26 protein-coding genes are annotated in these 22768 nt (G+C 57.0%); 10 read left to right on the top strand and 16 right to left on the bottom strand.

The annotated features are described in order from the left end of the window. Window positions 1-36: 36 nt before the first annotated feature. Window positions 37-582, top strand: a complete 546-nt coding sequence (locus DU29_RS0100130) for a gamma carbonic anhydrase family protein (protein WP_028619857.1) — start codon at window positions 37-39, stop codon at window positions 580-582. A 28-nt stretch (window positions 583-610) separates the two neighbouring features. Continuing rightward, window positions 611-1261, top strand: coding sequence for an HAD family hydrolase (locus tag DU29_RS0100125; RefSeq protein ID WP_028619856.1), 651 nt, complete (start codon window positions 611-613; stop codon window positions 1259-1261). A 169-nt stretch (window positions 1262-1430) separates the two neighbouring features. Here DU29_RS0100125 and DU29_RS0100120 read toward each other — a convergent pair whose 3' ends face one another. Then, a complete protein-coding gene (locus tag DU29_RS0100120; protein ID WP_028619855.1) occupies window positions 1431-2513 on the bottom strand; it encodes an aminopeptidase in 1083 nt (360 codons plus the stop codon). Window positions 2514-2573: 60 nt separating this feature from the next. Between DU29_RS0100120 and DU29_RS0100115 the strand changes: the two genes are divergently transcribed. Then, window positions 2574-2996: a PA0061/PA0062 family lipoprotein gene (locus DU29_RS0100115; protein WP_028619854.1), complete on the top strand. Its 423-nt coding sequence runs from the start codon at window positions 2574-2576 to the stop codon at window positions 2994-2996. Window positions 2997-3036: 40 nt separating this feature from the next. Next, a complete protein-coding gene (locus DU29_RS0100110) occupies window positions 3037-3459 on the top strand; it encodes a PA0061/PA0062 family lipoprotein (RefSeq protein WP_028619853.1) in 423 nt (140 codons plus the stop codon). A 9-nt stretch (window positions 3460-3468) separates the two neighbouring features. Here DU29_RS0100110 and DU29_RS0100105 read toward each other — a convergent pair whose 3' ends face one another. Next, a complete protein-coding gene (locus DU29_RS0100105) occupies window positions 3469-3708 on the bottom strand; it encodes a DUF1161 domain-containing protein (protein ID WP_028619852.1) in 240 nt (79 codons plus the stop codon). Window positions 3709-3855: 147 nt separating this feature from the next. Then, window positions 3856-4287, bottom strand: coding sequence for an OsmC family protein (locus DU29_RS0100100; protein ID WP_028619851.1), 432 nt, complete (start codon window positions 4285-4287; stop codon window positions 3856-3858). A gap of 244 nt (window positions 4288-4531) precedes the next feature. On the opposite strand from DU29_RS0100100, the gene DU29_RS0100095 reads away from it, so the two are divergent. Then, entirely contained in the window at window positions 4532-5533 is a 1002-nt protein-coding gene (locus DU29_RS0100095) for an LLM class flavin-dependent oxidoreductase (protein WP_028619850.1), read from the top strand. 56 nt (window positions 5534-5589) lie between these two features. Here the strand turns inward: DU29_RS0100095 and DU29_RS0100090 are convergent, their stop codons facing one another. Both DU29_RS0100090 and DU29_RS0100085 read right to left on the bottom strand, forming a co-directional pair. Next, on the bottom strand, window positions 5590-5814 hold the full coding sequence (locus tag DU29_RS0100090) for a DUF1161 domain-containing protein (protein ID WP_028619849.1): 225 nt from the start codon (window positions 5812-5814) through the stop codon (window positions 5590-5592). 122 nt (window positions 5815-5936) lie between these two features. Then, on the bottom strand, window positions 5937-6152 hold the full coding sequence (locus tag DU29_RS0100085) for a dodecin (RefSeq protein WP_028619848.1): 216 nt from the start codon (window positions 6150-6152) through the stop codon (window positions 5937-5939). A gap of 156 nt (window positions 6153-6308) precedes the next feature. On the opposite strand from DU29_RS0100085, the gene DU29_RS0100080 reads away from it, so the two are divergent. Beyond that, the gene (locus tag DU29_RS0100080) at window positions 6309-6635 is read left to right on the top strand and encodes a DUF883 family protein (protein ID WP_028619847.1); all 327 of its coding nucleotides are present in this window, start codon (window positions 6309-6311) and stop codon (window positions 6633-6635) included. On the opposite strand, the gene DU29_RS0100075 is transcribed toward DU29_RS0100080, so the two are convergent. Next, on the bottom strand, window positions 6608-7525 hold the full coding sequence (locus DU29_RS0100075; protein WP_028619846.1) for a LysR family transcriptional regulator: 918 nt from the start codon (window positions 7523-7525) through the stop codon (window positions 6608-6610). The two genes, DU29_RS0100080 and DU29_RS0100075, sit on opposite strands and share 28 nt — an antisense overlap. A gap of 111 nt (window positions 7526-7636) precedes the next feature. Between DU29_RS0100075 and trpB the strand changes: the two genes are divergently transcribed. Together trpB and trpA are read left to right on the top strand one after the other, a co-directional pair. After that, window positions 7637-8872 carry a tryptophan synthase subunit beta gene (gene trpB / locus DU29_RS0100070; protein ID WP_028619845.1) on the top strand — a complete coding sequence of 412 codons (1236 nt, stop codon included), beginning with the start codon at window positions 7637-7639 and terminating at the stop codon, window positions 8870-8872. Further along, window positions 8872-9693, top strand: coding sequence for a tryptophan synthase subunit alpha (trpA, locus tag DU29_RS0100065; RefSeq protein ID WP_028619844.1), 822 nt, complete (start codon window positions 8872-8874; stop codon window positions 9691-9693). The genes trpB and trpA overlap by 1 nt, the downstream gene beginning before the upstream one ends. A 39-nt stretch (window positions 9694-9732) precedes the next feature. Here the strand turns inward: trpA and DU29_RS0100060 are convergent, their stop codons facing one another. From DU29_RS0100060 to DU29_RS0100015, 10 genes are all read right to left on the bottom strand, one after another. Further along, window positions 9733-11658 (bottom strand): DUF7844 domain-containing protein, encoded by a 1926-nt coding sequence (locus DU29_RS0100060; protein WP_442961272.1) that lies wholly within the window; start codon window positions 11656-11658, stop codon window positions 9733-9735. A gap of 32 nt (window positions 11659-11690) precedes the next feature. Continuing rightward, window positions 11691-12011 (bottom strand): DUF2388 domain-containing protein, encoded by a 321-nt coding sequence (locus DU29_RS0100055; protein ID WP_028619842.1) that lies wholly within the window; start codon window positions 12009-12011, stop codon window positions 11691-11693. Window positions 12012-12038: 27 nt separating this feature from the next. Beyond that, window positions 12039-12353 (bottom strand): DUF2388 domain-containing protein, encoded by a 315-nt coding sequence (locus DU29_RS0100050; protein WP_028619841.1) that lies wholly within the window; start codon window positions 12351-12353, stop codon window positions 12039-12041. Window positions 12354-12457: 104 nt separating this feature from the next. Further along, window positions 12458-12775: a DUF2388 domain-containing protein gene (locus tag DU29_RS0100045; RefSeq protein ID WP_028619840.1), complete on the bottom strand. Its 318-nt coding sequence runs from the start codon at window positions 12773-12775 to the stop codon at window positions 12458-12460. Window positions 12776-13089: 314 nt separating this feature from the next. Further along, window positions 13090-13305: a DUF1127 domain-containing protein gene (locus tag DU29_RS0100040; protein ID WP_028619839.1), complete on the bottom strand. Its 216-nt coding sequence runs from the start codon at window positions 13303-13305 to the stop codon at window positions 13090-13092. Window positions 13306-13624: 319 nt separating this feature from the next. Next, window positions 13625-15118, bottom strand: coding sequence for an acetyl-CoA hydrolase/transferase family protein (locus DU29_RS0100035; protein ID WP_028619838.1), 1494 nt, complete (start codon window positions 15116-15118; stop codon window positions 13625-13627). 187 nt (window positions 15119-15305) lie between these two features. Further along, window positions 15306-16739 (bottom strand): NAD(P)(+) transhydrogenase (Re/Si-specific) subunit beta, encoded by a 1434-nt coding sequence (locus DU29_RS0100030; RefSeq protein ID WP_028619837.1) that lies wholly within the window; start codon window positions 16737-16739, stop codon window positions 15306-15308. Further along, window positions 16739-17059 carry an NAD(P) transhydrogenase subunit alpha gene (locus DU29_RS0100025; RefSeq protein ID WP_003187417.1) on the bottom strand — a complete coding sequence of 107 codons (321 nt, stop codon included), beginning with the start codon at window positions 17057-17059 and terminating at the stop codon, window positions 16739-16741. Before DU29_RS0100025 ends, DU29_RS0100030 begins: the two co-directional genes overlap by 1 nt. 15 nt (window positions 17060-17074) lie before the next feature. After that, the gene (locus tag DU29_RS0100020) at window positions 17075-18196 is read right to left on the bottom strand and encodes a Re/Si-specific NAD(P)(+) transhydrogenase subunit alpha (RefSeq protein WP_028619836.1); all 1122 of its coding nucleotides are present in this window, start codon (window positions 18194-18196) and stop codon (window positions 17075-17077) included. A gap of 433 nt (window positions 18197-18629) precedes the next feature. After that, window positions 18630-19529, bottom strand: a complete 900-nt coding sequence (locus DU29_RS0100015; RefSeq protein ID WP_028619835.1) for a LysR family transcriptional regulator — start codon at window positions 19527-19529, stop codon at window positions 18630-18632. A 157-nt stretch (window positions 19530-19686) separates the two neighbouring features. Between DU29_RS0100015 and DU29_RS0100010 the strand changes: the two genes are divergently transcribed. Both DU29_RS0100010 and DU29_RS0100005 read left to right on the top strand, forming a co-directional pair. After that, the gene (locus tag DU29_RS0100010; protein ID WP_028619834.1) at window positions 19687-20868 is read left to right on the top strand and encodes an acyl-CoA dehydrogenase; all 1182 of its coding nucleotides are present in this window, start codon (window positions 19687-19689) and stop codon (window positions 20866-20868) included. Window positions 20869-20880: 12 nt separating this feature from the next. After that, the gene (locus tag DU29_RS0100005; RefSeq protein WP_028619833.1) at window positions 20881-22101 is read left to right on the top strand and encodes a CaiB/BaiF CoA transferase family protein; all 1221 of its coding nucleotides are present in this window, start codon (window positions 20881-20883) and stop codon (window positions 22099-22101) included. Window positions 22102-22768: the final 667 nt, after the last annotated feature.

The following is a 22768-nucleotide window of genomic DNA, read 5'->3' as shown; positions in this document are numbered from 1 at the left end:
TCACCGCAGCTATCAGCAAAAGAGAGAGAGCCTATCGTGACCCTTCGCAAGTATCAGAATCACACGCCGCTACTGGGCAAAGGCGCTTTTGTCGACAGCTCGGCGGTGGTAATCGGCGACGTCGAAATCGGCGAAGACAGCTCAGTATGGCCGCTCACAGTGATCCGTGGCGACATGCACCGTATCCGCATTGGCGCCCGCACCAGCGTGCAGGATGGCTGCGTGCTGCATATCACTCACGCCGGTCCGTTCAACCCCGATGGCTTTGCCTGTCTGATCGGTGATGACGTGACCATCGCTCACAAGGTCATGCTGCACGGTTGCAGCGTCGGCAGCCGGGTGTTGATCGGCATGGGCAGCATCGTCATGGACGGTGCAGTGATCGCCGACGATGTGATCATCGGTGCCGGCAGCCTGGTGCCGCCGGGCAAGCGTCTGGACAGCGGATTTCTCTATGTCGGCAGTCCGGTCAAACTGATCCGCCCGCTGACCGACAAGGAAAAAGCCTTTTTCACCTACAGCGCGGCGAATTACGTGAAGTTAAAGGATCTGCATCTGGCCGAAGGCTACGACAAAGATTGAATCATCCCGCCACAGGCCAGGAATTTTCATGCATTACCAAACGATTTTGTTCGACCTCGATGGCACGCTGACCGACCCGCGTGAGGGCATCACCCGTTCGATCCAGTTTGCCTTGAGCAAGCTGGGGATCGATGAGCCGGACCTGACCCGACTTGAGCACTTCATCGGCCCGCCGTTATTGCAGGCGTTCATGCAGTTCTATGACTTCGATGAAGCGAAGGCCTGGCAAGCGGTGAACTTCTACCGCGAGCGCTTCAAAGTCACCGGACTGTATGAAAACCGTGTGTTCGATGGCGTCACGCCACTGCTGGAAACCCTCGGCGGTCAAGGGCGACAGCTGTATATCGCCACGTCCAAGCCGTGGGTATTTGCCAGGGAAATCGCCCGACACTTCGACTTCGCCAAACATTTCAAGGTGATCTACGGCAGCGAACTGGATGGTACCCGCACCAACAAAGTCGAGCTGATAGCGCATCTGATGGCTGAAGAAAACCTCGACCCGGCCAATACGCTGATGGTCGGCGATCGCAAACACGACCTGATCGGCGCCCGTAGCAACGGGCTGCATGCCGCTGCGGTGGGTTACGGGTTTGGCAGCCGGGAAGAGCTGTGCGCGGAACTGCCGACGTATCATTTCGAGACGCTGGATGAGATGCATCGGGCGTTTTTACGGAGTTAACGAATTCACCTTCGGCGGCGCGGTCTTTGGTTTGCGATTTGGTGGTAGGGCGCCATTGCGGGCAAGTCGGAGTGCCGCTCCACCTGCTCCCACAGGTCGCATAGCAGGCGATGTTGTGAACGATGATATCTGTGGGAGCAAGGCTTGCCCGCGCGATCGCTGGATCACCTCAAATCTTCGCCTCTGCCAACACCTTCAGTGCTGCTTTGCGCTCCACAACCGGCAACTCCGCGAGCTTCTCAGCTGCCGCATAAAACCTCACCCAGTCCCCGCCTGCCTGCCGAAACAACGCAGCAAATGCCGGTACCCATTGATCGTACAAACCAAACGGCAGCAACCGGGCATTGTTCATCGGTGCGTAGATCCAGGCGTCATAACGTTTGTCTCCCGCCCATCGGCTGTCGCGCAACTGCCGGTACTCGGTACGCAGTCGTTCAAATTCAGCGCCTTTACGCGCGCGCATTTCTTCCACAGTCAGAGGCTGGGCATACAACCGTTCCAGCCGCGAGCGGGTGTCCAGAACCAGCTGAATAAACTGTTCCCGCTGCTGGGCCCGGGCGTTGTCTTCAGGCGGCAGCTCACGAATCGCCCGCCACTGCCGCGTACCTTCCTGCTCGACAAACGTGGCGAAAGACTCGTTGAACTCGGTGTCGTCCTTCACATAAAGGCGCTGGTGCGCCAGTTCATGAAAGATCAACGTCGCCAGCCTTTCGTCTCCCCAGCCCATCATCGAACTCATGATCGGATCATTGAACCACCCGAGCGTCGAATAAGCCTCGACGCCGCCAACCGACACGTCCATACCTTGCAACTGCATGACTGCCGCCGCGCCTCGTGCCGCGCCTTGGTTGTAGTAACCGCGATAAGCGACGCAGCCGGCGATGGGAAAACAATGGTTTTGTGGTGCCAGGGAAAATTCCGGCGTGGCGAAGACATTCCAGACTACGTAACGCCGATCGATGTCGGCATACAGTCTGTAACTCTGGTTGTCCGGCAGATGCAGATGCTGGCTGGCAAATGTCCGGGCTTTTTGCGATTGGGCGAGATGGTTGCGCAGCTTCTCATCGCGCGAAGGATCGGCGATCACTTGTGCGACCGGCACGCGAGCGTTCAGCAACCGCAGCTGGCCACTGACCAATTGGCCGTAATAGCTGACGCTGGTGCACCCACTGAGCAACAAAAACATCACGCCCGGAAACAAAATGCGCAAAACGCGATCAAGTAACCCAAGGCTTGGAAGCGGCCTGATCAAAATAAAATCATCCCTGGAAAGTCTGCTCGCAAGACTATCCCGCCTGACTGGAGCTCCGCTATGCGTAAGATGATGCTGACGAGCGGCTTATTAATGCTGACTGGCTGCGCTGGTTTTGGTTTGCCTGAACAAGACCCGGCCCAAGCCTGGATCGACCTGCACCCGCAGCAGGAAGACACCGCGCTGCAGGCTATGGAGGTCGACGATAAGGCCTCCACCGACAAACGCTATTTCGAAGTACAGCCCGGCAGCCATGAGTTGACGGTGCGCTATCAATTCCCGGTGCAGCCGACCAACATTGGTCCTGACGCCCAGCCTCTGTGGCGCGATTGCCAATTGAACGTGAAATTCAACGATTTCAACGCGGGGCAGAAGTACCAACTGCAAGCGGGAAACATCGGCTTTCGGCCGTGGGCAAAGCTCTATGATCAACAGCGAAAAGTGATTGGCGAAGGCACGCCGGCAGGCTGCCAACGTACCTGAACAGCGCTATGCTGAATGATCAGACATCGGGACATTTATCATGCGCAGGTTGACGTTGTTGCTCGCTGCCAGTGTGATGGCCGGCTGCACAAGCCCACTACCGGCGGTTAATCCGCAGATGGCGTGGGTCGATTTCTCAACGCCTTTTCCGAACGATAAACTGCTGATGGCCGAGCGCCTGGACAATCAGCGGACGCAGGACGGGCGTTACTTTCAGGTCACACCCGGCAGTCATGAGCTGATTGTTCGCTTCGATTTTGAAGTACCCGGTGGCGGTGGCATGAGCACGATGAGCAGCCCCAGGGAACGGTTGTGTTACCTGACCATCAACTACGATCATTTCGAAGCGGGCCAGCGCTATGTGCTGGAAGGACGGTCGATTTCGTTTACCCCGAGTGCTCGGCTGTACAACTCCAAGCGGGAGATCGTGGCAGAAGATCGGCAGGCCTACTGCATCATCTGAAGCCGATCCTCAATCTTCGTTTTTTTGATAGATGATGCGTTTGGTGCCGTTTTCGCAGCTGCCAACGACCATGGCTACATCGTGCTTCTCACCCTCTTCCTTCGACACGATTTCCAACGTGTAAGAGGGCACTGCTTTAGCCTGAATATCGACTTCAATCTCTTTCCTGAGCTCTTCACAGTCTTTGGGTGCCGCGAAAGCCGACGTTGCCAGCGCACTGCAGAGAACCGCCAGGGCAAAACGTTTCATGGTTGAAGCTCCTTGATGCAGCACGCACGGAAGTGCGCTTCAGCTGCTGTCATTTATTGGACCACAGCGACGCCAACGGGGTTTTGTTTCAGGACAAAAAAATCGCAGCCTGTCGAAGGCTGCGATCGCGCGTTGCAACTAAGCGATTTAGCTGATCAGCGTTGCATCCAGGCTGATCTTCGCGTTCAACACTTTAGAAACCGGGCAGCCTTCTTTGGCCTTGTTGCTCAGCTCTTCAAATTGCGCCTGGCTTGCACCAGGGATCCTGGCTTTCAGGATCAGCTTCACCGCAGTAATTGCGAAGCCACCTTCGACCTGGTCCAGCGTCACTTCAGCGTCGGTGTCGATGCTGTCAGCCTTGAGGCCGGCGTCGCCCAGGATCATCGAAAATGCCATCGAGAAACAGCCTGCGTGCGCAGCGCCGATCAGCTCTTCAGGGTTTGTACCCTTGCCACCTTCGAAACGCGCCTTGAAGCCGTAGGGCGCTTCTCTGAGGACGCCGGTTTCGGTTGAAATGGAACCGATGCCGGTTTTCAGGTCACCTTCCCAATGCGCCGATGCTTTCTTGGTAATAGCCATGTCTGCCTCCTCGAGTTCAGGCGCGAAGCGTCGCACCCTGATGATTTTCGGTTGCTAGGGTTCTGAGGATAGACGGCGGTGCAAAGTTCACCCGATCTGATTAGTCCTACCATTTTCGTAGGAAATTTTGCCCTGGCTATTGAATCTCGGGTATATGCCCTCATTGCATAGAGCACGCTTATGGATTCGGCAGGTTTTCGCTTACAAGAAAAAACCTGCGTCCTCAAATTGGAGAAGCAGGCTTATGAAACATCTGTCCGATATCAAATTCTCAGCGCTTGATCTGGTGCCCGTACGCGAAAATGGCAGCCCGGCGGAGTCCTTGCGCAACTCGCTTGACCTGGCACAGCGTGTCGAAAAGTTCGGCTACAACCGCTTCTGGGTAGCCGAGCACCACAACATGGACGGGATCGCCAGTTCGGCGACTTCGGTGTTGCTCGGTTACCTGGCCGGCGGCACCTCAACCATTCGTGTCGGCTCGGGCGGCGTGATGCTGCCCAACCACGCGCCGTTGGTGATCGCCGAGCAGTTCGGCACTCTCGAAAGCCTGTACCCGGGTCGAATCGACCTGGGCCTGGGTCGCGCGCCCGGTTCCGATCAGATGACGGCCCGCGCCCTGCGCCGTGAACGTTCAGGCAGCGCTGACGATTTTCCGGAAGACGTTGCGGAGTTGATGCGTTACCTCGGCCCGCGAACTCCGGACCAGCGCGTCATCGCCATGCCGGGTACCAACACCAATGTGCCAGTCTGGTTGCTGGGCTCGAGCCTGTTCAGTGCACAACTCGCCGGTCAGCGCGGTTTGCCCTATGCGTTCGCTTCACATTTTGCGCCGCGTTTCATGCATGAAGCCGTTCGCGTCTACCGCAATCACTTCAAGCCTTCAGCGGTGCTGGATAAGCCTTACGTCATGCTCGGCGTCCCGCTGGTGGCGGCCGACACCGATGAGCAGGCGGATTACCTGGCGACGTCGGCCTATCAGCGAATTCTCGCGCTCATGCGCGGGCAAAGCCTGGTGCAGCGTCCGCCGGTAAAAACCATGGACGGTCTGTGGTTGCCGCACGAGAAGGAAGCGGTGGGCGATTTCCTTGGCCTGGCGATGGTGGGCAGCCCGGAGAAAATTCGCGCGAAGCTGGACGTTCTTATCGAGCAGACCCAAGCTGACGAGCTGATTTTCACCAGCGATCTATACGAGCATGCTGATCGCGTGCGCTCGTATGAGCTGTTGGCGCAGGTGATGAAGGGCTGAATCGCAGGCATAAAAAAGCCGACGTGATGCGTCGGCTTTTTTAGACAATCGTGAAATCAGCCTCTCTTGTAGACGATTTCCTTGGTGCCCTTCTCACAGGTGCCGACGACCTTCCCATCAGCAGCGGTGCCTTTGTCAACGATGTCCAGCGAGTAGTTCGATGCGCCTTTGGCATCAATTTTCGCGGCAATCTCGGCCTTTAACTTTTCGCACGGTATGCCGTCAGCCAACGCCGTTCCGGCAAGGCTCAACAAACCTAACGCTAAAACAAAATTCTTCATCAGTCGCATTCCCTGGTCGGATCATTAGGGACATCCGACGATCCGCCGGATGTATTCATGTAGCGCTTTGCCATTCCCTATGGCATTCGGCCAGCGCGCAAGTTCAGAAGACTAGCTCAAACTCAGCTGCTGGCAATACGGAAGCCGACCTTGAGTGTGACCTGAAAATGAGCAGCTTTGCCATTCTCGATGTGCCCACGGGTCTCCGTCACTTCAAACCATTCCATATTTTTGATGGACTTGTTGGCTTCCGCCAGCGCGTTGTTGATTGCTTCTTCGATGCTGTTCACGGACGAGCCGACGAGCTCGATTTTCTTGTAGGTGTGGTGATCGGTCATAGCGTTCTCCTCGGGGTTTGAGTACAGCCTAGCAGTGATTTTTCCTATTCCTTCAGTGGGTAAATCCTTCATGGAAGTTCAGATTTACTGCACTTTCTCGAATCACCGCAGTCCCAACCAACACACGCCACTCATCACCAATGCAGGAGAGCCACCATGGCCAACACTTCTTTACGTAAAGCCTCATTGCAAAGCATGGAAGCCGAGATCGAGAGTCTGCTGAAGTCTTTGGAAAACCTGAAGGACGACGCTTCCGACGAGTCGCGTAAAACCCTCAAAGTCTTGAAGACCAACGCCGAGAACGCGCTGAAGCATTCGCGCCATCTGCTCAGCGATGCGTACGAAGAAGTTAAAGTCAAAACCCGTGAAACCGGGATTGCGACGCGCGATTACGCTCAGGAGCACCCTTGGACTACAGCCGGCGTAGCAGTCGGCGCAGTCGGTTTGCTGGCGGCCTACTTGCTGTGCAAGCGCGGTAACTGATCTGATTGGCGCAGCTCATTTTTTAACCACTGCGCCAATTGCCGAGCGCGCCCGTCTGCGGCGCGCTTGGGCAGCCACAACGCCAGTTGCGCCGGGGTTTCACTGAAACCCCAAGGCGCAACCAGGCGGCCGGCTTTCAAGTCCTCGGCCACTAACGGCTCAGGCGCTATCGCTACACCAAGCCCCGCCACCGCTGCTTCCAGCAAATAATACAAATGCTCAAAACCCTGGCCGTACTTCAACGCATTGGCGTCGAGGTTGCTTTGCCGTGCCCAGCTTGGCCACGCCTGCGGGCGCGAAGTGGTGTGCAATAACGGTTCTTCCAGCAGCGCGCTCGGTGGCGCTTGTTTCAGCGATTCATAGGCGGCATAACGCGGGCTCATAACCGGGCCAATGCGTTCGCTGGTCAGTTCGTAGACTTGCATATCCGCCGGCCAGGGCGGCTCGGCGAACACCAGTAATGCATCCAGGCCAGGGCGGCGTGGGTCGAGATCGCCTTCGCCGGCGGACAGGTGCAGGCGCAGGTCCGGCAAATCCGCGTTCAATCGTCCCAGCCGCGGAATGAACCAGCGGGCCAGCAGACTACCCGAGCAACCAAGGACGAACGGTGCATCAGCAGTGCTCTGGGTAAGTTCGGCACACACCGTCCGCAGTCGCTCGAAGGCCTCAGTGCTGACATCACGCAGGCGAGCGCCTGCATCTGTGAGTTTAAGGCCGCGTCCTTCCTTGATGAAAAGACTCACGCCAAGATGTTCTTCAAGGACCTTTATTTGTCGGCTAACCGCACCATGAGTAACGTGCAGCTGTTCAGCGGCCTGACTGACGCTGTTCAAGCGAGCAGTGGCTTCAAAGGCGCGGAGGGCGTTCAGCGGAGGAAGGTCGTGGCTCATGATATCTGTGAGTTTTCCTGACAGGTTGTGGCGATCTTATCGGTTTTCAGCGCAGGGCGTCAGCGGTAGAGTTAGATCATTGTTCTCTCACGCATTCAACTGGAGCGACTCATGACCCAGACCAATCTGCGCAGCGGCCCCGACGTTAATGGCCTGTTTGGCGATTTCGGCGGCCGCTACGTTGCCGAAACCTTGATGCCGTTGATCCTTGAACTGGCTCGCGAATACGAGGCGGCCAAGGAAGATCCGGCGTTCAAAGAGGAATTGGCCTACTTCCAGCGTGATTATGTCGGACGTCCAAGCCCTCTGTATTTTGCCGAACGTCTGACCGAGTTCTGCGGCGGCGCGAAGATTTATCTCAAGCGTGAAGAGCTCAATCACACCGGCGCGCACAAGATCAATAACTGCATTGGCCAGATTTTGCTGGCGCGGCGCATGGGCAAAAAACGCATCATTGCCGAGACCGGTGCCGGCATGCACGGTGTGGCAACCGCCACCGTGGCCGCACGTTTTGGTCTGGATTGCGTGATCTACATGGGCACTACGGACATCGAGCGCCAACAGGCCAACGTGTTCCGTATGAAGCTGCTGGGCGCTGAAGTGATTCCTGTTGTTGCCGGCACCGGCACGCTGAAAGATGCGATGAACGAAGCGTTGCGCGATTGGGTCACCAACGTCGACAGCACGTTCTACCTGATCGGTACCGTCGCTGGCCCGCATCCGTATCCAGCCATGGTCCGCGACTTCCAGGCGGTAATCGGCAAAGAGACCCGTGACCAGCTGCAAGCTCAGGAAGGTCGGCTGCCGGACAGCCTGGTCGCCTGCATCGGTGGCGGCTCGAACGCCATGGGCTTGTTTCACCCGTTCCTCGACGACAACAGTGTCGAGATCATCGGTGTCGAAGCAGCGGGCCACGGTATTGAAACCGGCAAACACGCCGCCAGCCTGAACGGCGGCGTACCGGGTGTGCTGCACGGCAACCGCACGTTCCTGCTGCAGGACGACGATGGCCAGATCATCGACGCTCATTCGATTTCCGCTGGCCTCGATTACCCGGGCATTGGACCCGAACACGCCTGGTTGCATGACATCGGTCGCGTTCAATACACCTCGGTGACCGACGACGAAGCCCTCGATGCGTTTCACAAATGCTGCCGCCTCGAAGGGATTATTCCTGCACTGGAAAGCGCCCATGCCTTGGCCGAAGTGTTCAAGCGGGCACCGAATCTGCCGAAGGAACACTTGATGGTGGTCAACCTGTCCGGCCGCGGCGACAAAGACATGCAAACCGTCATGCACCACATGGAGCAGGCTCAACAAGAGCGCTCCCAGCAGGAGAAACACTGATGAGCCGCCTGCAAACACGTTTTGCCGAACTCAAAGAACAGAATCGCGCTGCCCTGGTGACCTTCGTCACCGCAGGCGACCCCGGTTATGACACTTCTCTGGCGATCCTCAACGGCTTGCCCGGCGCTGGCGCTGATGTGATCGAGCTGGGCATGCCCTTCACCGACCCAATGGCTGACGGCCCGGCAATCCAGCTGGCTAACATTCGTGCATTGGCCGCCAAGCAAAACCTGACGAAAACCCTGCAAATGGTTCGTGAGTTTCGTGAAGGTAATAGCGAAACGCCGTTGGTGCTAATGGGGTACTTCAACCCGATTCACATGTATGGCGTAGCGCGTTTTATTGCTGACGCCAAAGAGTCCGGGGTTGATGGCCTGATCGTGGTTGACCTGCCACCAGAGCATAACGGCGAGTTGTGCGAGCCAGCACAAGCCGCCGGGCTGGACTTTATCCGCCTGACCACGCCGACCACCGATGATGTGCGTCTGCCGACCGTATTGAATGGCAGCTCCGGTTTTGTCTATTACGTGTCGGTCGCCGGTGTGACCGGTGCGGGCGCTGCGACCTTGGAGCACGTGGAAGAAGCAGTGGCGCGTTTGCGTCGCCACACTGATCTGCCGATCAGCATCGGTTTTGGCATTCGTACTCCAGAGCAAGCCGCATCGATCGCGCGTCTGGCCGATGGCGTCGTGGTGGGTTCGGCATTGATCGACCACATCGCGACGGCCGATACTCCGGAGCAGGCTATTGATGGGGTATTGAGTCTATGTGCGGCATTGGCTGAGGGTGTGCGTAACGCCCGTGGAAATGCGGCGGCGTAATACAGAAAAAAAAAGATCGTCCAAACGGACGATCTTTTTTCAGGGCAACTCCAGCCCACCTGCCGCCTTGTGCAATTTCCGCAAATGCTCGCCAACCTGTTTCAGGTTGGCTTCATTGGCGGCCATTTCCGCCGCACGGCTAGGCTCCAGCAACGCCCTCACTTCCTTGTCCAGATCCCCGGTTAGCGCTTGCAGCTGCTTCTGGCGCAGGCTGCTTTCCGATTCCAGACGCTGCCATTCGCTCGGTTGCGGTAATCCATAACCGCCAGTACCCAGCAGCTCCGCAGGGCGGCTGAGGAAACCACTGTTGGCGAGAATCTGTTGCAGGGTCGCGTTGGCTTTGTCCATGCCGCCGTTTTTCAGCTCGCGGGCTCCCAGGTAACGCTGCTTGACCTCATCCTGTGCCAACACCATTTGCTGACGAAAACTGGCTTGCTCAAGCAGCAGCAACGCCGCGCTGGTGCGCAGGTCAGCCTGATCAATCCACGGTCGACGTTCTTCAGCCTTAAGGGCCAGCCAGTCTTCAACCTTGTCCTGTTTGATTGGCAGATGCTTTTTCAGCACCTCGAACATCGCTTGGTAACGATCCCGGAACGAATCGAAGCGATACCCCAGGCGGAGCGCCTCGCGAGGATCATCCAGCACGCTGGTGTCGGCCAGCCCGCGGCCTTTGAGCACTTCCAGCAAACCGTTGGGCATGATGCTGTCGAGGCCAACCAACTGCGAATTATTGGAACCGCTGCGTAACAATTTCAGACCTTCAACCGCACAGTTATTGGACAGGAAGAAATAATTGCCATCGTAGCTCCAGTGCATCTCTGCGGCGTGTTCCACAACGTCTTCTACTTCGCGACGCGATAAATTCAGCGGAATAGACGCCAGGCTGCGCAGCTCTGTCTTGGTGTATTCATCAATGACTTGAGCCAGCGGCAAGACGAACAGGCGCGAAGGGTATTTGCCCACCAGCCCGTCCCAACTCGACAGCTGCACATCGCCCACGAATGCGCGATAAGACAGCACCAGGTGCTGGTCAAGATCCAGTCGACAGTCCGGACCGCGTGGCCGACCCGGGGCGCAGATCACCAGACGCAACATGCTGTGGCCCCAGCGGCTGACCCAATTCTGGTTGGCTTCGGCGAGCAGGTAATCGACGGCGTACACCCGCTCCGGATCGACTTGCCCCAACGGCAGCTTGGCGAAATCGTTGCCGGCATTGAGAAAGGCGAAGGATTTACCGCAAGTGGCTTTGTCGGCAGGCGCCCAACCGAAATGATCTTTGTAGTAGCGGTACAGCGCCGGACGACGGCAGGCATAGCTCGGGTCGAGCAGGAAATACTCCATGTTGACCGCGACAAATTCTTTCGGGCTGCTGATCTCGTAGATGTCCGGGCTGCGAGCAACCTGGCGGTTGTGCTGCTCGCGTTCCCCGCGACGGCCGACGTATTGCGGCCAGCCGGCCAGATCGAGCAGGCGCGGATCGTCACTCAGGGTGAAGCGTCGATCGGACTGGCCACGGCACTGATCAGGAATGCCAATGAGGCCAGAACTGTTGCTGCGCTGTGTGCAGCGCAGGATCAACGTCCGATCCGCATCAGGCCATAGCCGCGAGCGATCATAAATGTGGGTGAGTTCGTGCAAGACTGTGGCCAGCATTTCGCGGCGCACGGTGCCATGAGGTCGATTGGTTTTTTGGGTGGCAGCGCTGCCATCCGTGAGGCTGTCGAGCAGATTGCGATTGAGATCGAGCTCGGATACCAGCGATGCCTGACCGTAGGCATTGCTTGGCATCTTGTCGGTCCAGCCAACATCAATGCGTCGGTCGAGTTGTTCGATGAAGCGCGGCGGCAACGCCAGCATGGCTTCATCGAGCAGCGTCTGGCTCGCCTGCTGCTGCGCGGGGGTCAGACCTTCGGTCTTGAGCTTTAATTGCAAGCCAGCCTGGGCCGTGTTGCCAAGCAGCAACATGAACCCGGCCAGCAGCCAGGCGAACGACGGTTTCACAGTGCGAGGATGGCTTCGGCGAGCACCTGATCACTGGCATCACGCGCTTCCGGTACCCGGGTACGCAACGTGCTGAAGGCCGCTTCGAGGTGCGCGCCGCGAATATCGCCCTCGCTGGCGACAAAGCTGGCCGCGTCATCATGGGCTTCGCGAATGATTTTCGAGTCGCGGATGGAAGTCGTTGTATCAGAGGTGAAATCGATGGTGCGGCGGGTGGCATTGACCAGAATGTTACTGGTGGCAACCAGGGTCTGCGCCTGAGCCATATCGGCTATAAACAGCAAGCCAAGGACGGCAGCAATCAAGGGGTTACGCATGGATCGACTCCGCAAAAATTAGGATAACTATTGGACGAGAATTGCCTGCGCCAGTTCAAGGTCGCTGGCATGAAGTTTTGGCTCGGTTCTGCGCAGGTAATCAAGCGCTGATTCCAGGCGCGCGCCACGCAGTTCACCGTTGCTGGCGATGAATGCCGCCGCGTCATCCTGAGCGTCAATCAGCAGCTTACGATCGAATGGAGCCGAGGTCACCATGCTCGAGGCGTACCCCGTGACTACGATGCCTTGAGTAGACAGGTTGAACGCATCGAAAGCGTAAGCCGAACCTGTCCAGCAGGTCGTGAGAATCGGTATGAACAGGAGATTTTGGAGAAAACGCATGGGACTCGATGACAGGAAATGAGTCCCAAGGCTAGCGCAACGCCCGATCCAGAGCCAGTTCCGAAACATCGGGACACGCAGGGCATGTCCCGTCGGAACGGTGATTACAGTGTCAGGATAGCTTGGGCCAGTTGCGAGTCTGTGGCGTCCAGTTGCGGAGCCTGGACGCGGATGTGATCAAGCGCGCTTTCCAGCTTCACGCCGCGAATGGCACCTTCGGTGGCTACAAAACTTGCCGCATCGTCACGCGCTGCGCGGACGATTTTGTCATCGCGAAACGAGGATGTTATGTCGGAGGTTGCGTCCGAAGTGGCCTTCAGTGCGCCGACGATGGAGTCAGTGGTCACAATGAAGCTGGAGGCGTTGGAATTGGCAGCCACGGCAAGCAGGGCTGCAGCGCTGAGCAGGCGAAGACGGGACATGGTGTAACTCCTGTGATTGATCTGATTAGAAGTGATGCTGTTGGATCAGACGTCAGTGACACGTCGTTCGCTACTTCTAACTGCATTTTAGGCCTGCACGTCAGAATTCGCACAGCCTGTAATTCATTGAAGCTCTATGGTCGAGGTCGTCGTTTATAACTGTACTGGTTGATGTGCGATTATGAATAACTGTACTTATCGAGGATTTGAACATCCACAAACGACAAAGCCCGTCGCGGTTTCCCGCGACGGGCTTTGTTTTTTAAATTCGGTGCTGGCGGTGGACCCTGTGGGTCAGAGCCAGCGACGCTAATTTAGCGCCAGAACGGCTTGCTCAACTCTTCGTAGCGTTGTGCTTCGCTGATACCGGCGTCAGCCAGCAGACGCGAATCCAGACGAGCCAGTTGATGGCGGCTGGAGATGCGGCGCTGCCACAACATCAGGTTGGCGATAACGCGCAAAGGCATGGAAGCCTGGGTTTTTGCTGCGGTGTTTTCGAAGAACAGGTCGGAACTGAGTGTACGTTCCATGATTGACATCCTTCCGCTTGTGGCGGGATTAGGTAGTGGTTTAACTGATGCCAATGATCCTCTCGTTTGGCCAGTCTCTCTAGATACAGTTCACTTGTATTGTGAGAGACCAGTTAACTGTTAAAGGGTGGTGTACCGGTCTAAATTGAGGCAACTGTACCTGTGAGCACCGATATGGTGCGTTTTAGGGTTTTCAGACAGTGTTTATAGGAAAGCTATGTAGGAAAAGACCAGTACAGCAGTACAGTTTTTTACGCGGCGGCAGCTGGTGCTCGGAGACTGCATGCTCTCGACCATTTCCAGTCGCTATCTGTACCCGTTAAGAGGCAAGCATTCTTCCCGTTTCCTCCAGGTTAATGTGCCAGCTCAACGCATCCCGCAGGATATGCGGCGTATGCCCACCCAACGCACAGGCGGCAGTAAAGTAGTCATCAAGTGCCTGGCGGTAATCCGTGTGCACGCAGTTATCGATGATCACCCGAGCCCGCTCGCGTGGGGCCAGGCCCCGCAGGTCCGCCAAGCCTGTCTCGGTAACCAGAATGTCCACGTCATGTTCCGTGTGATCGACGTGACTCACCATCGGCACCACACTAGAGATGGCCCCGCCCTTGGCAATCGACTTGGTGACGAAAATCGCCAAATGCGCATTACGCGCAAAATCGCCCGATCCGCCAATCCCGTTCATCATTCGTGTGCCGCAGACATGCGTTGAATTGACGTTACCGTACAGGTCGAATTCCAGCGCCGTGTTAATGCCGATGATGCCCAGCCGCCGCACCACTTCAGGATGGTTGGAAATCTCCTGCGGGCGCAGAATCAGCTTGTCCTTGTAGCGCTCCAGATTGCCAAAGACATCGGCGTTGCGACGGCTCGACAAGGTGATCGAGCTGCCCGAGGCAAAACTCAGCTTGCCGGCATCGATCAGGTCGAACGTCGAATCCTGCAACACCTCGGAGTACATCGTCAGGTCTTCGAACGGTGAGTCGATCAAGCCACACATCACCGAATTGGCGATGGTGCCAATGCCGGCCTGCAACGGACCGAGCTTGTTGGTCATGCGTCCGGCAGCCACTTCTTGCTTGAAGAAGTCGATCAGGTGGTCGGCAATGGCCTGGGTCTCAACGTCCGGCGGCAACACGGTCGACGGTGAGTCAGGCTGATGGGTGATCACGATGGCGACAATCTTTTCCGGCGGAATCGGTATCGCGGTGCTGCCAATGCGATCATCGACCTTGACCAGCGGGATCGGCGTGCGCGTCGGACGGTAGGTGGGGATATAGATGTCGTGCAAGCCTTCAAGATTCGGGTTGTGCGCCAGGTTGATCTCGACAATCACCTGCTTGGCGAAAATGGCAAAGCTGGCCGAGTTGCCCACCGATGTCGTCGGCACGATATGGCCTTGCTCGGTGATTGCCACGGCTTCGATCACTGCGATGTCCGGAAGCTTGAGCTGCTGATTGCGCAGTTGCTCCACCGTTTCCGAAAGATGCTGATCAATAAACATCACCTCGCCGGCATTGATCGCCTTGCGCAATGTGCTATCGACCTGAAACGGCATACGTCGCGACAGCACGCCCGCTTCAGTGAGTTGCTTGTCGAGGTCGTTGCCCAGGCTGGCTCCGGTCATCAGGGTAATTTTAAGCGGGGAGATCTTGGCGCGTTCGGCCAATGCCTGAGGCACGGCTTTGGCCTCACCGGCGCGAGTGAAACCACTCATGCCGACGGTCATGCCGTCTTCAATCAGCGCGGCCGCATCGGCGGCACTCATCACTTTATCCAACAACGAAGACAGGCGAATACGATCACGGTACATGGAGGGTTTCTCGGGTGTCGAAAGCAAGGTCCGCAGTCTAGTGAATTTAGCGGGTGCGCGTCCCGCTACAAAAGTCGCATTCGAGGCGTCTATTTGGCGGGTTTCAGACAAAACATCGTTACCGGATCGGTAACAGACGCAAACAAAAACGCCCCAAAATGTCGGGGCGTTTGTTTAGCCGAACGGATTATTCGACAGCTTTGACCATGTCCTCGATGACTTTCTTGGCGTCGCCAAACACCATCATGGTCTTGTCCAGATAGAACAGCTCGTTATCCAGGCCGGCATAACCGCTGGCCATCGAGCGCTTGTTGACGATGATCGTCTTGGCCTTGAAGGCTTCGAGAATCGGCATGCCGGCGATTGGCGATTTCGGATCGTTCTTCGCCGCCGGGTTGACCACGTCGTTGGCGCCGAGAACCAAGACCACGTCGGCCTGACCGAACTCGGAGTTGATGTCTTCCATCTCGAACACCTGGTCATAAGGCACTTCCGCCTCGGCCAGCAAGACGTTCATGTGCCCAGGCATACGACCCGCAACCGGGTGGATCGCATACTTTACGGTCACACCACGATGGATCAGTTTTTCCGTCAGCTCTTTCAGTGCGTGCTGCGCGCGCGCTACCGCCAGACCGTAGCCTGGAACGATGATCACGGTGTCGGCGTTGGTCAGCAGGAACGTTGCATCATCGGCCGAACCGGATTTGACCGGACGAGCTTCCTTATCGCCTGCAGGACCTGCCTCGGCGGTGTTGCCGAAACCTCCCAGCAGTACATTAAAGAAGGAACGGTTCATCGCCTTGCACATGATGTAAGAGAGGATCGCACCCGACGAACCTACCAGCGAGCCGGCGATGATCAGCATCGAGTTGTTCAGCGAGAAGCCGATCCCCGCTGCCGCCCAACCGGAATAACTGTTGAGCATCGACACCACCACCGGCATGTCGGCGCCGCCGATAGGGATGATGATCAGCACACCCATCACGAACGCCAGAACCAGCATCAGCGCGAAGGCAGTCAGGTTGCCGGTCAACATGAAGGTGATACCCAGGGCCAGCGTTGCAAGGCCCAACAGCAAGTTCAGTTTGTGCTGACCGCTAAACTGTACCGGTGCGCCCTGGAACAGGCGGAACTTGTATTTGCCCGAGAGTTTGCCGAACGCGATCACCGAACCGGAGAACGTGATGGCACCGATGGCGGCGCCGAGGAACAACTCCAGACGGTTGCCGGCAGGGATCGCATCGCCCAGCTGTTTGACGATGCCCAGGGATTGCGGCTCAACCACTGCAGCGATCGCGATGAACACCGCTGCCAGCCCGATCATGCTATGCATGAAGGCAACCAGCTCCGGCATCTTGGTCATTTCAACGCGTTTGGCCATGATCGAACCGGCAGTGCCGCCGACCAGCAAGCCGACGATGACGTAACCGATGCCTACAGTCGCAAGCTCGGTGCCGAGCTTATAAATCAAACCAACGGTCGTGAGAATCGCCAGGCCCATGCCGAGCATGCCGAACAGGTTGCCGCGCCGCGATGTGGTCGGGTGCGAAAGGCCTTTGAGGGCCTGGATGAAGCAGATGGACGCGATCAAGTAGAGCGTCGTTACAAGATTCATGCTCATTACTTTGGCGCCTCTTCTTTTACTTTCGGGGCTTTTTTCTTGAACATCTCGAGCATCCTGCGGGTGACCAGGAAGCCACCAAATACGTTGACCGCCGCAAGCGCTACCGCCAGCGTGCCCATGGTTTTGCCCAGAGGCGTGACGGTCAACGCTGCTGCCAGCATGGCGCCGACGATCACGATCGCCGAGATCGCGTTGGTCACCGCCATCAATGGCGTGTGCAGTGCAGGTGTGACGTTCCAGACCACGTGATAACCGACATAAATCGCCAGCACGAAGATGATCAGGTTGTAGATACCGGGGGAGATAAGCTCTTCCATCGTCTGAATCCCTGCTTAGGCGTTTTTACGGATGACTTGGCCGTCGCGGCACATCAGGCACGCGGCGACGATGTCATCTTCGAGGTTCACTTCGAATTGGCCTTCTTTATTGAAGACCAGCTTGAGGAAGTCCAGCAGGTTGCGCGCATACAGTGCCGAAGCATCTGCCGCTACCGCGCCGGCGAGGTTGGTCGGGCCGCAAATGGTCACGCCATTTTCGACGACGACCTGGTCGGCCACGGTCAGCGGGCAGTTGCCGCCTTGCGCAGCAGCAAGATCGATGACCACAGAGCCCGGCTTCATCTGCGCCACGGTTTCGGCGCTCAACAAAGTCGGCGCCTTGCGCCCCGGAATCAGTGCGGTGGTAATGACGATGTCAGCCTGTTTGGCACGCTCGTGTACAGCCAGGGCCTGGCGTTGCATCCAGCTGGCCGGCATGGGCCGCGCATAACCGCCAACACCGACGGCGCATTCGCGCTCTTCATCGGTCTCGTACGGCACGTCGACGAATTTGGCGCCGAGGGATTCAATCTGCTCCTTAACCGCAGGCCGCACATCGGAAGCCTCGATTACTGCACCCAGCCGTTTGGCTGTGGCGATGGCCTGCAGACCGGCCACGCCGGCGCCCAGGATCAGCACGCGCGCCGCTTTGACGGTACCCGCAGCAGTCATCAGCATTGGCATGAAGCGGGGATAATGGTGCGCAGCGAGCAGGACAGCCTTGTAACCGGCGATGTTCGCTTGAGACGACAGCACATCCAGACTCTGCGCACGGGAAGTGCGCGGCGCGGCCTCCAGTGCGAAAGCGGTAATCCCGCACTCAGCCAGTTTGGAAATCGTTTCATTGCTGAACGGGTTGAGCATGCCAACCACCACGGTGCCGCTCTTTATCAGCGCCAGCTCGCTGTCACTGGGGGCGACCACCTTGAGAATCAGCTCGGCACCAAACGCATCGTTGGCGCTGCCAATCGTCGCGCCTGCCGCTTCATAGGCGCTGTCAACGACACTGGCATTTAAGCCGGCGCCGCTTTGAACGGTAATCCTATGACCTTGGCCGATCAGCTTCTTGATGGTTTCCGGGGTTGCAGCAACCCGCGTTTCACCCGTTTGGGTTTCGAGAGGAACACCAATGTGCACGTCAAATCTCCTGCGTGATCTTGTTGAGTAAACCCAGGCACTTCGGATGGTGCGCTGGGGCGGCCGATCAGCACGGTCCCGCCGAATCAGGGCGGGGCGCGGCATTTTGCAGGCGAATTTTGTGCCCTTCAAGGGATTATGACGGGTGACGGAAAATTAACTACAAGTCACCCTGTGACCGAATGTCGCAACTGCACAGCTCAATGCCTTGCAGGCCGCGCCCTGTAACGATTTTGGCTGAAATCCAACAATTTCCACATCGGCAGCTTGAATTCAGGATTATTGCGCTGTGATAGCCGCTGAAAGCCACGTTTTAAGGCGCTTGTGGGACGTTTGTGCCGCCTCTCGGTACAGTCTATGAATATGCGACAAATAGTTATATCTGTAGGGCTCTAAAATTACTGACTACGGGGTCAGCTAAAGCCGTAAGCCTTTATTCATGCAGGCTGTAGCTGTGCGCCTGGTTCACCAGCCAATCGCGAAAAGCCTTCAGCGACGCGGATTCGACTTTTCGCTCTGGAATCATCAGGTAGTAAGCCTTGATGCTGGCGAGCGCTTGAGAGTTGGCAATCACCAGACGCTTCTCCGCCAGCTCACGCTGAATCAGAAACGGCGGGATCAGCGCAATGCCCATGTCATGCATCGCCGCCTGGGCAAGCATGGAGAATAGCTCGTAGCGTGGACCTGTCATGTCTCGGGGGATATTGAGGTATTGCGAGTTGAACCACTGACGCCAGGCATAGGGGCGGGTGGTTTGCTGAAGCAGCGGCAGCTCGGCGATCTCAGCGGCACTCAGACTTGTCATCTCGGCAAGCAGGACGGGGCTGCACACGGGCATAGGATTTTCGCCCATCAGCCTGTGGGATTCGGTACCTGACCAGTCCGCATCGCCGAAGTAGATAGCGGCATCGAAGTCGGTGTCGGCGAACAGAAATGGCCGGGTGCGGTTAGTGAGGTTGACCGTCACCTCTGGATGCTTCTGCTGAAAATCCTTGAGTCGTGGCAGCAGCCATTGAGTGCCGAAGGTCGGCACCACCGCCAGTTCAATCACGTTGGCGCCCTGTTGGCCCATGACCGACAGCGTATCCCGCTCGACGGCATCCAGTTGGGTTGCAACCCTGCGGCTGTAGGAAAGCCCGGCTTCCGTCAACTTCACGCCACGTCGCGAACGTCGGAACAGCTCCACGCCCAGGAATTCTTCGAGGCTGGCAATCTGTCGGCAAATGGCTCCCTGCGTGAGGGAAAGCTCCAAGGCCGCCTTGGTAAAGCTTTCGTTGCGTGCCGCCGCCTCAAAGCTGATCAGCGCCGTAGTACTGGGTATCTTTCTGCGCATGTACTTCAACCTCACTAATACATCGCGAAAAGCCGGTTTCGCAACGTTACGGAGTGAGAAATTAGCACAACAGTATGCTAATTCCTCGTTTGCGCACACGCTAAACGGCGCCTAGGATCAGTCCACGTTATTTGACCCGATTCGAGAGGACGCACTCATGGGCGGCAAAGCTAGCTTCAACTGGATCGATCCCCTGCTACTGGATCAACAGCTCACCGAAGAAGAACGCATGATTCGCGACACGGCAGAGCAATTCGCTCAGCAGAAGCTTGCGCCGCGCGTGCTTGAAGCTTTCCGTCATGAAAAGACTGATCCGGCGATTTTTCGCGAGATGGGTGAAGTGGGCCTGTTGGGCGCAACTATCCCGGAGCAGTACGGCGGCAGCGGTCTGAATTATGTCAGCTACGGGCTCATTGCTCGTGAGGTGGAGCGCGTCGATTCGGGCTACCGCTCAATGATGAGCGTGCAATCCTCTCTGGTGATGGTGCCAATCAATGAGTTTGGTACCGAAGCCCAGAAGCAGAAATATCTGCCGAAACTGGCGACTGGCGAATGGATTGGCTGCTTCGGTCTGACAGAGCCTGACCACGGTTCCGACCCGGGTGCGATGATTACTCGTGCGCGCAAAGTGGAAGGCGGCTACAGCCTGACCGGCAGCAAGATGTGGATCACCAACAGCCCGATCGCTGACGTATTCGTGGTCTGGGGCAAGGACGACGCGGGCGACATCCGTGGTTTTGTTCTGGAAAAAGGCTGGAAAGGCCTGAGCGCACCGGCGATCCACGGCAAAGTGGGACTGCGCGCCTCCATTACCGGTGAAATCGTCATGGACAACGTTTTTGTACCGGAAGAAAACATCTTCCCTGATGTACGTGGCTTGAAAGGTCCGTTCACCTGCCTGAACTCGGCACGTTACGGCATATCCTGGGGTGCACTCGGCGCTGCCGAATTCTGCTGGCACACCGCTCGCCAGTACACGCTGGATCGCAAGCAGTTCGGTCGCCCGCTGGCCGCTACTCAACTGATCCAGAAGAAACTCGCTGACATGCAGACCGACATCACCTTGGCGTTGCAAGGCTGCCTGCGTCTGGGGCGCATGAAGGATGAAGGTACGGCAGCAGTCGAGATCACCTCGATGATGAAGCGCAACTCCTGTGGCAAGTCGCTCGATATCGCTCGCATGGCACGTGACATGTTGGGTGGTAATGGTATCTCTGATGAATTCGGCGTGGCCCGTCACCTGGTCAACCTGGAAGTGGTGAACACTTATGAGGGGACTCACGACGTGCATGCGCTGATCCTCGGCCGCGCGCAGACCGGCCTTCAGGCGTTCTATTAATAGGAGAACGTCATGGGCGCGCTTTCTCATTTGCGAGTACTGGATTTGTCGCGAGTACTCGCCGGCCCCTGGGCCGGGCAGATACTGGCGGACCTTGGCGCTGAGGTGATCAAGGTTGAGCGTCCGGGCAATGGCGATGACACGCGCGCCTGGGGGCCTCCTTTTCTGAAAGACGCCTATGGCGAGAACACCAGCGAGGCTGCCTATTACCTGTCAGCCAATCGCAACAAGCAATCGGTGACCATCGATTTCACGCGCCCGAAGGGTCAGGCGCTGGTGCGCGAACTGGCGGCCAAGTCGGACATCCTGATCGAGAACTTCAAAGTCGGCGGGCTGGCGGCTTATGGATTGGACTATGAGTCGTTGAAGGTGGCCAATCCGAATCTGATTTATTGCTCGATCACGGGTTTCGGTCAGACCGGTCCTTACGCCAAGCGCGCCGGATACGACTTCATGATTCAAGGATTGGGCGGCTTGATGAGCCTCACCGGTCAACCGGAAGGAGATGAGGGAGCGGGACCGGTGAAAGTCGGCGTGGCATTGACGGACATCCTGACCGGCCTTTATTCGACGGTAGCGATTCTTGCTGCGCTTGCGCATCGAGAACAGGTAGGTGGTGGTCAGCACATCGATATGGCATTGCTGGATGTTCAGGTGGCGTGCCTGGCTAATCAGGCGATGAACTACTTGACGACGGGGAGTGCGCCCAAGCGATTGGGCAATGCGCACCCGAATATCGTTCCCTATCAGGATTTTCCTACGGCAGATGGCGATTTCATCCTCACCGTGGGCAATGACGGCCAATTCCGTAAGTTCGCAGAGGTGGCGGGGCAGCCGCAGTGGGCAGATGACGTGCGCTTCGCCACCAACAAGTTGCGCGTAGCAAACCGGGCGGAGCTGATTCCGTTGATAAGGCAGGCAACGGTGTTCAAGACTACGGCTCAGTGGGTGACGCAATTGGAGCAGGCGGGTGTGCCGTGTGGGCCGATCAATGATCTGGCGCAGATGTTTGCAGATCCTCAGGTGAAGGCGCGTGGCTTGGCCATTGAGTTGCCTCACGTATTAGCTGGACTAGTGCCGCAGGTCGCTAGCCCTATTCGGCTGTCCGAAACGCCTGTGGAGTACCGCAACGCGCCGCCTTTGTTGGGTGAACACACAGCGGACGTTTTGCAGCGGGTATTGGGTATGGATGCCAGTGCGGTGTCGGCTCTGCAAGAGTCGGGTGTGCTGTGACTACCTCTTCTATATAGAAGGCCTGGTTTTACTCTCTATATAGGAGGCAGAACGGCTGTTTCGGGTCTTCCTGCAAGTTATTGATAGAAAAGCATAAATTAGGGGTTGACGGCAGATTCTGGAAGTCTATAATTCGCCCCACTTCCGGCGCAGTCGAAACGGAAAACTCCTTGGTAAACAATGAGTTAAGCGGTTTTCGACAGTGACTTGCTTCAGATCATCGAAGCCTGGAAGGAGTTGGAAGAGCGGTGTTGTTTGGCTCTTTTGACGATTCGATCTTCTCGGTCGAAAGCGCAGAAAAAGAGGTGTTGACAGCAGCGAGTAACGCTGTAGAATTCGCCTCCCGCTAACGAGAGATCGGAAGCGCAAGTGGTTGAAGTTGTTAAGGATTTCCAAGCGAAACTTTGAAAACTTCTTAAAATAACCGCTTGACAGAAACACGAAGCGCTGTAGAATGCGCGCCTCGGTTGAGACGAAAGATCTTAACCAACCGCTCTTTAACAACTGAATCAAGCAATTCGTGTGGGTGCTTGTGGAGTCAGACTGATAGTCAACAAGATTATCAGCATCACAAGTTACTCCGCGAGAAATCAAAGATGTAACCAACGATTGCTGAGCCAAGTTTAGGGTTTCTTAAAAACCCAAAGATGTTTGAACTGAAGAGTTT

The sequence above is a fragment of the Pseudomonas sp. Ant30-3 genome, from assembly GCF_000690905.1.
Classification (GTDB): Bacteria; Pseudomonadota; Gammaproteobacteria; order Pseudomonadales; family Pseudomonadaceae; genus Aquipseudomonas.
This window is presented reverse-complemented; position numbering and strand designations above follow the sequence as displayed.